The organism is Limosilactobacillus panis DSM 6035 (assembly GCF_001435935.1).
Taxonomy (GTDB): Bacteria; Bacillota; Bacilli; order Lactobacillales; family Lactobacillaceae; genus Limosilactobacillus; species Limosilactobacillus panis.
The window spans coordinates 1-12,212 of sequence record NZ_AZGM01000031.1 but is presented as its reverse complement, the minus strand read 5'-3'; the positions used below and the strand labels follow the sequence as shown (position 1 = coordinate 12,212).

General features: G+C 41.1%; 14 protein-coding genes. 8 read left to right on the top strand and 6 right to left on the bottom strand.

Features of this window, described 5'->3' with window-relative positions:
* The 4 genes from FD32_RS02405 to FD32_RS02390 all read right to left on the bottom strand — a co-directional run.
* A partial coding sequence (locus tag FD32_RS02405; protein ID WP_162261558.1) for a replication initiator protein A occupies window positions 1–477 on the bottom strand: 477 nt, incomplete at its 3' end.
* A 585-nt stretch (window positions 478–1,062) separates the two neighbouring features.
* The gene (locus FD32_RS02400) at window positions 1,063–1,311 is read right to left on the bottom strand and encodes a ribbon-helix-helix domain-containing protein (protein WP_002825834.1); all 249 of its coding nucleotides are present in this window, start codon (window positions 1,309–1,311) and stop codon (window positions 1,063–1,065) included.
* 13 nt (window positions 1,312–1,324) lie between these two features.
* Window positions 1,325–2,131, bottom strand: coding sequence for a ParA family protein (locus tag FD32_RS02395; RefSeq protein ID WP_002825830.1), 807 nt, complete (start codon window positions 2,129–2,131; stop codon window positions 1,325–1,327).
* Window positions 2,132–2,343: 212 nt separating this feature from the next.
* Entirely contained in the window at window positions 2,344–3,027 is a 684-nt protein-coding gene (locus FD32_RS02390; RefSeq protein ID WP_047767852.1) for an IS6 family transposase, read from the bottom strand.
* Between the two features lie 120 nt (window positions 3,028–3,147).
* Here FD32_RS02390 and FD32_RS02385 point away from each other — a divergent pair, with 120 nt between their 5' ends.
* The 8 genes from FD32_RS02385 (at window position 3,148) to FD32_RS09735 (ending at window position 10,485) form a co-directional block, all read left to right on the top strand.
* Window positions 3,148–3,615, top strand: coding sequence for a Dps family protein (locus FD32_RS02385; RefSeq protein WP_003587210.1), 468 nt, complete (start codon window positions 3,148–3,150; stop codon window positions 3,613–3,615).
* Between the two features lie 246 nt (window positions 3,616–3,861).
* Window positions 3,862–4,605: an ABC transporter ATP-binding protein gene (locus FD32_RS02380; RefSeq protein WP_047767853.1), complete on the top strand. Its 744-nt coding sequence runs from the start codon at window positions 3,862–3,864 to the stop codon at window positions 4,603–4,605.
* Entirely contained in the window at window positions 4,583–5,830 is a 1,248-nt protein-coding gene (locus FD32_RS02375; protein WP_047767854.1) for an ABC transporter permease, read from the top strand. The genes FD32_RS02380 and FD32_RS02375 overlap by 23 nt, the downstream gene beginning before the upstream one ends.
* 4 nt (window positions 5,831–5,834) lie before the next feature.
* Entirely contained in the window at window positions 5,835–6,506 is a 672-nt protein-coding gene (locus FD32_RS02370) for a TetR/AcrR family transcriptional regulator (protein ID WP_005688111.1), read from the top strand.
* Between the two features lie 205 nt (window positions 6,507–6,711).
* Window positions 6,712–8,610, top strand: coding sequence for a heavy metal translocating P-type ATPase (locus FD32_RS02365; RefSeq protein ID WP_032785225.1), 1,899 nt, complete (start codon window positions 6,712–6,714; stop codon window positions 8,608–8,610).
* A 41-nt stretch (window positions 8,611–8,651) separates the two neighbouring features.
* Window positions 8,652–8,873, top strand: coding sequence for a heavy-metal-associated domain-containing protein (locus tag FD32_RS02360; protein ID WP_003582479.1), 222 nt, complete (start codon window positions 8,652–8,654; stop codon window positions 8,871–8,873).
* Window positions 8,874–8,882: 9 nt separating this feature from the next.
* Entirely contained in the window at window positions 8,883–9,431 is a 549-nt protein-coding gene (locus FD32_RS02355) for a ferritin-like domain-containing protein (protein ID WP_003582473.1), read from the top strand.
* Between the two features lie 266 nt (window positions 9,432–9,697).
* Window positions 9,698–10,485, top strand: a protein-coding gene (locus FD32_RS09735; protein ID WP_100223739.1) for an IS5 family transposase whose coding sequence is annotated in 2 segments (ribosomal slippage) — window positions 9,698–9,956 and window positions 9,956–10,485 — 789 coding nt in all. Because the reading frame shifts where the segments join, the coding sequence is not laid out codon by codon here.
* Window positions 10,486–10,561: 76 nt separating this feature from the next.
* Here the strand turns inward: FD32_RS09735 and FD32_RS02345 are convergent.
* Window positions 10,562–11,143, bottom strand: a complete 582-nt coding sequence (locus FD32_RS02345) for a recombinase family protein (RefSeq protein WP_047767861.1) — start codon at window positions 11,141–11,143, stop codon at window positions 10,562–10,564.
* Window positions 11,144–11,255: 112 nt separating this feature from the next.
* Complete coding sequence (locus FD32_RS02340; protein WP_235803740.1) at window positions 11,256–12,122, bottom strand: hypothetical protein; 867 nt, start codon at window positions 12,120–12,122, stop codon at window positions 11,256–11,258.
* Window positions 12,123–12,212 lie beyond the last annotated feature (90 nt).

Genomic DNA, 12,212 nt, shown 5'->3' with positions numbered 1-12,212 from the left:
AACGGACTTATGCGGAAGTGTGATTTTCACATTTCCGCTTGTAGCAAGGGTTTGAGACACTTTTGGGCTATCTTCACCGCGTAAATAGACATCGGTTGCTTTCACATCGAGCTTGGACAGATATAAGCGATTCGGTTCATTCTTTTTTGTTTTTGGGTTAAAGCCCAGTCGTTTTTGCATCAGCAAATGAGCGGACTCGAGTTCTTTTTTAATTTTGACGACTTTTTGATTATGGCAATTAAATAAATTTTCGAGTTCTTGATTGGTAAAAATAAAGTAGACGTGATTTTCCTCATCAACCCAGCTGTTGCGCAAAGAATACTCGAGCCGATCTTTCAGTACCATATAAGCCAATTTAGCGTCACTGCTTAAATGCCTGTATTGCTCGCCATACATTAATACCTTAGGGAACTGGAAAAATAAGGCTCCATATACGTTATCGGCTTCATAGTAATTGAAATCTGTTGATTTTGTCATAATAAAAACTCCCTTTCTTGACTGACACACACTGTCTCAAAAGAGAGTTGCTAAAACATTTGATTTGCTTTAAAATACAAATCTGATATGCTCTAACTGAATTACAAAGCGTTCATTTAGCCTTGAGGCTTTGTAATTTACCAGCATGTGTCTGTCTGTGAGTTGCCCAGTCGGCAACTTTTTTAATTTCTAACAACAAAAATGGACTAAATAGCTCCAGTTAGCTACTTAGTCCATTGGCTTTAATTTGTTTTTAACTATCCTTAACTTGTCCTTTCGGACTGGCTTGCGGTATAATTAACCTACAAATTAAGAACAATGTTCAGTCGATTTTCACCGCCAAGTTAAAATCGACTGAATTTAAGTAGCTGGCTGATAGCTACTTGCTAAACCGAAGGTCCCTGATTCCTCGTGAATTGGGGACTTTTTGGTTTAGCTTGATCTCTTTATTCGGTTGTTAAATTAGTGTTAGTTTAGCATAGTGCTTTCTAACCGGCAACTTTATTTGGTCCAGTACACTTTACAAGCTTTTATCTAATTGTGAGATAATTAAATAAATTGTTTGATTAATTATTTATTTAATTATTAAATAGCATCTATGATTGAAGCTAAGAATTCTGAACGGTTTTTAAATCCGTTTTTTCGGGCAGCCGTATCCATTTTTTTAAGTTGACTTTCAGTAATTGAGAAGGTCACTGATCGCTTACGCTCTACTTCCTTTCGGCTGATATTTTTCAAAAATGCAACTGCATCTTTCTTGTTGTCTTTCAATGTAGTTTCGTAACTTTCTCTCATTTCTTCGTCTTTTTTATGGTTGAATGAATCTAAACTCATAATCTAACTCTCCTTACTTGGTTTTATTTGCTAATTCTTGAAAAAGATGATCGGCGTGTTCTATGAACTTTTGGTTTTGTTTTAAAATGGATTCATCATGATTGGCCAATTCAAATATTGAAGCGTGCCTTGCAGTAGCTTTATTAAAGAGCTCTCTTTCAGGAATTATAGTTGCGACTGTTTCATCGCCTTCTATGTGTTTTAGCAAATCGCGAGACATGCTTGTATTATGTCTAATCATATTACCGATAAAGAAAAGCTTTGCGTCAACGTAAGTTTCGCCAGTTCGATAATCAAAAAGTGATTTTCTGAATTTTTCGAGTCGTGTTTCTAGGTCAAACTTGGCATTGTAGCCATGTTCACTGGGTGTAATGGGACTAAGCAGGTAATTACTGATAGCAATAGCGTTTTTAGTGATGGTGCTAAAATCTGGGTGCGTATCAATTAAGATATAGTCATAGTCGGTCAAGCTTAATGAATCGGAGTTGTTTTTAAACCACATGAACAACATCATTTCTTTGTTACTGTTATTTTCTAGATAACTTCCTAAAACATCTAGGTCTATAAAACCGGCTATTAAATCTAGATTCGGTCCGACACTGTCAATTTTTACTTTTTGAGCAGTGTCATTTTCTTTAAACGCTTCAGCGATGGTATTGTTTCGTCGTGTCTTTTCAAAAACGGTTGTTAAATTGCACTGATGGTCTAAATCGATTAATAGAACCTTCTTACCATGTTTGGCTAACCAATCACCATAATTTAAAGTCAAGGTTGTTTTACCAACACCACCCTTGATAGCAGTAAAAGTAATAATCTTCATCTTGATGCCTCCTTCATCTAGCTTAATTATATCATTATCAAGCAAACAAATAAACAATTTATTAAATAATTAACGTAACGATTTTGGCCGGTTTAATCATGTACTTCGGCAATATCAACAGCACTCATTCCCGGCTGATAAGGCTTGAACGGCTCTGGTGCAAATAGTCTGAGAGTGTGCCTTTTACCTAGTTGTTGATAGGGTGTTGTAGGTTATGCTGGCACCATCGCTTTTAATTCGTCCACGGCTGAAAACCCGATGAGGCTTAGCTCTCGTCGGGTTTTCTTGCGTAATGCATGGATGACTTCAATGCCGCTGAGTGTTGCACTAGCGGTTCGGATGCTTTGGAAACTTGCTGACCGCACCCGGTGTCGTTTAATGAATCGATGATCTTGTTCGATTAAATTGTTTCGATACTTGGAACATTGGTGTGCTGATTTGCTCAAGTAGTCTTGTTTCATCAGGTGCTTCACTGCCTTAAGTGTTGCTCGATATTGATCGGTGACTAAGCGATCAGGACGACCATTGGTCGTCAAAAGCCGTTTCAAAAAGTGATAGGCTGCCACATAATCACGATGCTTTCGCAGTTCGAAGTCGAGCGTCAGACCGTTGCTATCAATTGCACGATACAGATAAGTCCAATGACCTTTGACGTTAATGTAAGTCTCGTCTATCCTCCAACTTTTGGTATGGGAGGTTTGATGTTGGCGCCATAAAGCCTTAAAGATGGGACCATAATGATGAACCCAACGCATGAACGTGGTGTGATGCACACTAACCCCGCGATCACGTAGCAATTCAACGATATCACGGTAGCTGAGACTGAACCTAAAATAGTAGCCAACGGCTACTATAATGATATCCTGTTGAAAGTGGCGTCCTTTAAAGTAATTCATGCGCACAATCCCTCGTTTCTTGTCACTCAGTATACTAGAATGAAGTTGCCAGGCAAACTTTGCACCAGAGCCTAAGCTACCACTATGTTATAATGACCATATCGAAAGGAGATCAATCTAATGAAATATACGAAAACCAAAGCAGTATTAAATCAACTCGTTGCCGATTTGAGCCAGATGTCAATGATTATCCATCAGACGCATTGGTACATGCGTGGACCCAACTTTTTGAAGTTGCACCCCTTGATGGATGAGTTCATGGAAGAAATTGACAGCCAACTCGATGTCATTTCTGAACGGCTGATTGCGCTTGATGGCAGTCCTTACTCGACCTTAAAAGAAATGGCCGAAAACACTAAGATTCAAGACTGGCCTGGTGAATGGGACAAAACAACCCCAGAACGCCTCGCACACTTAGTTGATGGCTATCGTTACTTGGAAGACCTTTACCAACACGGCATTGAAGTATCCGATGTTGAAAAAGACTTCAGTACCCAAGATATTTTCATTGGTCTCAAAACCGCAATTGAGAAGAAAATCTGGATGATTCAGGCAGAGCTTGGGTCGGCGCCGGAAATTGATGAATAAAATAATATTAAAAAATCGGTAGGCTTAAACATTGCTAACGCTTATATCAGTGCTGCTATTTAATTAAAATGCGACATCCCAACAACGGGGTGGCGCATTTTTGTTTGCAATGCGGTGACAAATAGGCCGGAAGCAAAATAAGTGAGTGATAACTCATTTTAATGTTGACAAACCGAGATGTACTGATTATACTAAGGCCATTAAGTGAGTGAGTATAAACTCGCTTTGAGAAAGAGGGTTATTAAAATGGTAACGGATTATGTCATCGCCAAGCAGGTCAGCAAGCACTTTGGTCATCAGCAAGTGCTCAATCAGATTGATTTGACACTGCCGGCTGGAATGATTTATGGCTTGATTGGGCCATCAGGAGCTGGGAAGACCACCTTGATCAAGAGTATTTTAGGGATGGAAGCTGTGGATAGTGGCACTGTTAAAGTCATGGATACGGTGATGCCCAATAGGGCGGTAATGGCACAAGTAGGGTATATGGCCCAAAGTGACGCTTTGTATGAGACACTAACGGCCCGTGAAAACCTGACCTTTTTTGGGCAATTGATGAGCGTTCCAAAAATAAAGTTAGCACAGATGATTGATTATGCAGCCGGATTAGTTGATTTAACGACCCAATTAGACAAGCGGGTCAGTGGCTATTCGGGTGGGATGAAACGGCGCTTGTCGTTGGCAATTGCCCTGATTCAGGATCCCCAATTATTGATTTTAGATGAACCGACCGTTGGGATTGATCCAGAATTACGGCAACAAATTTGGACCGAACTAAATAAGCTCAAGGATATCGGTAAGTCGATGATCGTGACAACGCATGTCATGGACGAAGCAGAACGGTGTGATTATCTCATGTTGATTCGGCACGGGATTGCGCTTGCTGAGGGGACACCCGCGGCACTGAAACAACAGTATGCAGTAGATACGATCGAACAGGTCTTTTTGAAAGCGGGGCGGATGCAAGATGCGAACGATGGCAATCGTTAGACGAGTTTTTAAGCAAATGTTACGTGATAAGCGTACCTTGGCGCTGATGCTTTTGGCACCATTGCTGATTATGACGCTGATGTATTTCTTATTTCAAAACAACACGACGCAAGTAGCAAGCTTGGGTGTTCATCATGTAGACCAATCCGTGGTTAACGTGATCGATACCAAAAACGTGACGATTCATCATTATGATAGTTCACAGGCACGGAAAATGATTAAGCAGCATGATCTAGATGGCTATTTGACTCAGAAAAATGGTCAATTGACGATTACTTATTCAAATAGCAATCCAACCAACACGTCTTTAATTAAGGCGAGTTTACAATCAGGATTAGTCAAGTTGAAAATGAAGACGCTGGTGACCGTTACTAAGAAACAGCGCGCGGCCCTTGAATCGCAACAAGCCGCTTTGAAGAAGCTGACAGCAGCCCAGACACAAGCAACGGTGACCAAGCTGAAGACTGCCATTGCACAAGCCCAGGCCCGCGGTGACCAGGCAACTGCTGAGAAATTACAAAAGCAACTCAAGCAAGCCACAGCCACGACGTCTAGTTCGACTCAGTCAGCTAAAGCAACCAGTTATACGACTAAGTCTCATTATATTTATGGTAGTAGTGATTCAACGTTCTTTGAAAGCTTTTTGGCAGCCTTTCTCGGTTTCTTTATCTTCTTCTTTGTGTTCTTGATTTCTGGCGTTTCACTTTTGAATGAACGCACTACTGGAACCCTAAGCCGGCTACTTGCAACCCCAATTCGACGGAGTGAAATTATTATGGGCTATCTAATTGGTTATGGGGGCTTTGCCATCATTCAGACTGTCCTGACCGTTGTTTTTACAATTACGGTCTTCAAGATTCACTTAGTTGGTAGTATTTGGCTGGTCTTTCTGACTAACTTATTATTAGCGTTAGTGGCTTTGACCTTGGGTATCTTTATTTCCACCTTTACTAACTCAGAATTTCAAATGATGCAGTTTATTCCACTGATTGTTGTACCACAAATCTTTTTTGCTGGGTTGGTTCCAGTCGATGGCATGGCCAGTTGGTTGCAAGCAATTGCCCACATCATGCCGTTATACTATGGTGCTAATGCGATGACGGATGTTGTGACAAAGGGTGCTGGGCTTGGCGATATTGGTGTCAATTTGTTAATATTAGTAGGGTTTATGGTCGTACTAACAATGTTGAATATTGTTGGAATGAAACGTTATCGGAAGGTGTGAGGATATGGAACGACCACGGATACGGGATTATTTTCAACAGGATCTAAGTCAGAATGAAACGATTACACCTAAGCAACGGGCCATCCTCCAGGCAAGTCTCGATTTGTTTGCTGAAAAGGGTTTTGACCAGACCAGTACTAGTGATATTGCACAACGGGCCGGCGTTGCGGAGGGGACGGTCTATCGGCGGTATAAGACTAAGGCTGCCTTACGGGATGCCATCTTAGCACCAATTACCGCGCACATTGTGCCAATTTTAGCGAGTGATTTTTCAGAGGATGAATTACGGCAGCGTTATCCCAGTCTACAGGCATTCGTCACAGCAATTTTTACGGACCGAGTTGCATTTGCTAAAGCTAACGTGAAAGAGTTAAAGGTCATTTTTGAAGTGGCAGCTTTTGACACCGAACGACGCGAACAGATTCTTAGCCAGATTGCGCCTAAGATGGTCAAGCAGATGGGAAGTGTCATCAATCAACTAAAAGCAGATCATTTGATTGTGGATTGGCCGAATGATTTGATACTGCAAAGTTTGTTATCGCAGCTATTCGGTTACCTAGCGCGGTTAATACTGGAATTGCCGGGAACTGAAATTGAGCGCGAACAAGCGTATTTGATTACGGTGATGACCAAAATATTGACCCCGGGTGAACATGATCAAATTACTGGTCAGTGAGCTAACTGTTACTTGATATAAACTAAAGCCACTTCTGTACTTAGCGTTCAAATGACCGCTAAGAAGCTGTCTCAGGAATCAGCTTACATCCAAAATATTCGCCATTAATTACCCAAACAAAAATTTCAAACTTGATCCACGTCAATTCTTTATCGGTCGAACCACCATATACTAAAGACATCAATTAAGAAATGGAGCGGGGATTATGAAATTTCAAAGATATATTAATCAACACACAAATCAAATTACATTGATAACGGCAATATTAATTGGCGTAGGTCTCTTGGGTAAAGTTGTTGACAGCGATATGATCTACACGGTTTCATTTATCGCCGCTTCAATTATCTCAGCTGTGCCGATCGTTCTTCGGGCGGTTTCAGCACTCCGGTTTAAAACGATCAGCATCGAATTACTTGTCAGCATTGCTGTGATTGGCGCTTTCATCATTGGCGAGTACAATGAATCAGCAATCGTCACTTTCTTGTTCTTATTTGGGACGTTTTTGGAAGACAAAACGTTGGCCAAAACCCGCCACTCAATTAAAGATTTGACGGAAATGGCACCGACTACCGCAATGATTGTAGATGATGACGGCAACACTGAGGAGACGGATGTTGACTTTGTCGACGTTGACGACGTCGTCTTGGTCAAAGCCGGCGGTCAGATTCCGGTTGACGGGGAAATTGTGGATGGATCCGGTCACATCAACGAAGCCAGTATTACTGGTGAATCAAAACTAGTCACTAAGGGCACTGGCAATCAGGTATTCTCTGGCACCATCTTAGACAACGGAACACTTAAAGTTCGGGCAACCAAGGTTGGCGACGACACCACGTTTGGCAAAATTGTTGAACTGGTTGAGGATGCTCAAGACACCAAGTCGCCAGCAGAAAAGTTTATTGACAAATTTGCGACTTATTACACTCCGGCAGTTTTGATCATTGCATTGATTGTGGGCTTGGTTACCAAAGATTTCCGATTAGCGATTACCGTTTTGGTCTTGGGATGCCCTGGGGCCTTGGTCATCGGCGCCCCGGTTTCAAACGTGGCTGGAATCGGTAATGGTGCGAAAAACGGTGTCTTGATCAAGGGCGGTGAAGTGATGAACACCTTTGCCAATGTCGACACGTTGGTATTCGATAAGACCGGGACCCTGACTGAAGGGAAAACGGCGGTTACTCAGTTCAAAGATTACTCAAGAGACCAGTTGGCCTTGCAAATTGCCACAGCCGTTGAAAAGCAGTCGGATCATCCATTGGCACAAGCAGTTGTTAAATTCTCAGGTGATCATCATATTCCGTTTGAGGACGTTCAAGTTGCCGATGCTGACACAGTCAAAGGCCGTGGCGTTAAGGCAACTGCCAACGGTAAAAATGTTTTAATTGGTAATTTGAGAATGATGAACGATGAAAATGTTGATTTGACGTCTGAACAACGTCAAGACTTGGAAAACATCCAAGGCGAAGGCAGTTCAACAGTTATCGTTGCCTTCGACGGGCAAATTCAAGCCATTCTTGGTATCTCGGATGTGATTCGTCAAGGCGTTAAGCAAAGCCTGGCGACACTCAAGTCACTCGGCATCAAGAAGACGGTTATGCTGACCGGTGATAACCTGCAGACAGCCAATGCCGTTGCAGAACAAATCGGCATTGACGAAGTCCACGCAGAACTTTTGCCGGAACAAAAAGTCGAATACGTTAAACAATTCCAGCAGGAAGGCCACAAGGTTGCCTTTGTCGGCGACGGCATCAACGACAGTCCGTCATTAGTGACGGCTGACATCGGGATTGCCATGGGAAGTGGAACCGACGTGGCGGTTGAAACCTCTGATGTCGTCTTGATGTCATCAGGATTCAATGAATTGATCCATGCATATGGACTTTCCAAAAAAACGGTCATCAACACCAAGGAGAACATTTTCATCGCCATTGCGACGGTTGTCGCCCTCCTGATTGGCTTGATTCTCGGCTTTATTTACATGGCCAGCGGAATGTTTGTCCATGAAGCCAGTATCCTGGTTGTCATCTTCAACGCAATGCGATTAATTAATTATCAGCCCAAAGCTGCCAAACTTGATCCAGATCAATTATCGGTTGGCGAATAGGATGTATCATTAAAACAGTAAATGAGATGGAGGTTATCAATATGAGTAAAGCAATTTTACAATTAGACGCGCTGTCATGCCCGTCATGCATGCAAAAGATCAAGGGCGCACTTGAAAAGCAGGATGGTGTGGAAAACGTCAAAGTCTTGTTCAATGCAGCCAAAGTCAAAACTGATTTTGACGGCGATAAAATTTCCGCAGACAAATTGTCAGACACGGTAACTGATTTAGGCTATGAAGTTCAATCAATGAAAGTGAAATAGGTGAAGAATATGACAACAGCAACCCCCGAAAAATTATTTGAAGCAGAAGTTAAGCAAGCAGATATCGACCACCATACCCCAACGGCTGGTGCGATGACCGGCCACATCGTTGCCAATTTGGAAGTTTTATCCAACAAACTCCAGATGGCAAAATGGTATGTGAAGGGAATGTCGGCCCAACAGCTGAAAGTCCTATTCGGCGACTTACTTAAGCAGGCGTACGACCAAAAGGATGCCTTGGGCACGGTCTTAATCGATGAGGCCTTAATTACGCCAAGTACCCAAAAGGAATTCACAGAGTACACCATGCTGGAAGAAAATGGCCAGAACAAATATGAATCTGTAGAGTGGCTGGTCAACGACTTCGTCCACGACTATGACACTGAGAACATGTTTGTCACCCGGGCAATTAAGCTTGCTGAAAAAGAAGACCGTCCAGTCTTGGCACAACATTTGGTTGGCCTGCTGCAAGATAACAACCACAACATCGCTACTCTGCAGGCCTTGCTTGGTAAGACACCACGAGAAGGCTTGGATGAGGAAGACGACGAAGATTAATCCTCAATAGATACACGAAAAAAGTTCCGAAGCAATTTTGCTTCGGAACTTTTTTAATATCATTTTTTCGAATTCAAAGATTCAAACAAATCAGCACAATAACACAGGCAATCGTACTTGCCAGGATCCACCAGCCAACCCGATAAGCTGTCCGCTGATAGGTTGAAATTTGTTCCTGACTTAATTTGTCAAAATCAGGCATCCTAAGAAGCTGTCCAAGATCTATGATTTTTGATTTACTTCTATGTAAAAAGCGAGTTTAAGCTATGAAAAATTATCCCAGCAATATTACTCGGCAACAATTTGAATTAATTCGACCAGCTTTAGAAAATTTTCGTAAGCGAACTAAGCCTCGAAAATATGACCTCTACGAGGTCTTCTGTGCGGTCCTATATGTCTTGAAAACCGGTTGCCAATGGCGTCAAATCCCCGGTGATTTTCCAGAATGGCGGTCAGTTTACAACTATTACAAAATTTGGTCAACTAAAGCTGAGCCTACGGCTGATTCTTTATTGGAACAAGTTTTAAAAAAATTGTCATTGCTCGGCGAACTTACCAAGGACGTTCAGCTTTAACTTCCTTTATTATCGTTGACGCTCAGAGCGTCAAAAACACCGCTACTGCTGAAAACAAAGGTTACGACGCTGGTAAGAAAATCTCGGGGATTAAACGGCACTTAGCCGTCGACATCAATGGATTCCCGCAAGCGATCCATATTACCCGGGCTAACATCACTGATCGTGACGGGTCGATTGCACTCGTTACCCTTAATTTAGAGCAGTTTAAATTGGTTCGAACCATGATGGTTGATGGTGGTTATTCAGGCGTTAATTTTCAGATCGATGTAGCCAGTAATTTAAACGCAACCGTGCAGGTTGCGAAGCGCAATGAGTTGCATCGATTCGAAGTCATGCCCCAACGTTGGGTAGTCGAACGATCTTTTAGTTGGCTAGAGAATTATCGGCGACTTTGGAAAAATTGTGAGCGTCAATTAACCACCAGTCTGCAAATGGTCGTTTTAGCGTTTTTAGCACTATTACTTAAGAGATTTTAGACAGCTTCTAAGTATTTATTATTTTATGCCTGCTTTAGGGCCTCTAATCTATTCTGATTATCTCATGTAAACTGGTTCAATGCACATCGAATTTCTTTCGATACCTGATAAAAGTTGTCCGCTTGATCCCGGTATTCCGAGCAACATCTACATCACTCATGCCCGCCTGATAAAGCTTAAAAGCATGTTGCAAGCGGGGATCGTCTTGGGTGTATTGGGGTTTGCGCCCATGATATTTGCCTTGTTGTTTAGCCAGGGCAATGCCTTGTTGCTGACGTTCGATGATCCGCTTACGTTCACTTTCCGCCTGGTACTTATACAATTCAATGATGAGGTTAGTCATAAGTTGACGCAAATTAGGGTCAGTAATTCCAGTCATGGACGGTAAATTCAACACATCTAGGGTGGCACCCTTATTTTGAATGGAGTTCATGATCTTAGTCAAATCATGGTTGTTTCTGCCTAAGCGATCTAATTCAGTGACCATTACAATATCACCCTCACGAATATAGGCCAGCATTTTTTGCAGTTCTGGCCGATTAGTGTTAGCCCCACTTAATTTATCCGTAAATAATTTATCAACGTCTTTTAAAGCCGCTAACTGTCGATCTAAATGTTGCTCCTTGGAACTCACACGCGCATAACCGATTTTAGCCATTTCCAGTTCTCCCTTTGGACAGTTCTAATGAACACTTGTAATTCCTAGTATAGCACAGAAATAAAAAAGACCATTAGGGTATACCCTAGTGGCTATTTTCGGTTTAGTACTATTAATTCAGCTTTTCTATATTCAATGACCTTAGTTCCTCTTTTTTGAAGTATTGTGTCGCAAAGCAAAAAGAAGGTTGTATACCTAAGTTTGTACCAGCTTCATTACCATAATTTGATTTTTTGTATGGAAACACAATGCCCAATCTGAATTCGTTTTGTATTGAGTACTTCATTGACTTCGTTCCTAGCATGCCTCGGCCAACTTGCTCCACAGACTTTTTACCTTCAAAATAGTCTTTTTCAAGTTTGTCCATTCTATTTACATAATCCGTGATATACCAAACTTTTCGAGCAAATATTGTTGTTTCTTTTAGGATACCTTCTCGCTTACCTGCTTGGCACTCCTTAATTACACTCAATAAGTGAATCATATTTTGATAAGGAATAAAAATAAAGTCACGATTCTTGTCTGATTTTTCTTCGCATTTTATTAATGAGCATGATATTTCTTCCTTTACAAAACCGTTTTTGTCAAAGGAGTTTATATCTAGTTCTGTAAAACTAGTTATAAAAGCTGGCATGTCTAACGCTAGCTTTTCAAGTTTTCCCTCAAATTTATCATCAATTAAGTTATCAGCAGCTTCTTCACTATTTTTTGTAAAAGTATCAATATTTGATAACCATATAGATTTGAGATTAAAAAAGTTTTTCATATACTTTCTGTCTACAAATTTGATATAACCAACAGTGTTTTTAAATCTCAGCAATGCAATTTGAACATTTATTTTGTAGCTGTTTATAGTTTCCGATTTTAAATATAGGTTTAATGAATTTTCTAATTCTTTGATTCTTAAATATTGGCTTAATACATCTTTTGATTCTTTGTTACCATTGCATATCTTTTTAACTTTAATACTCTTTGACATCTTAGCTTCTTCTTTCTTATTTGTTTTCAGTTGCATTAGGGTCTGTCTTAAAACAAGCTTTTTAGCCAAAGTTCCGGTATAATCTGGTTA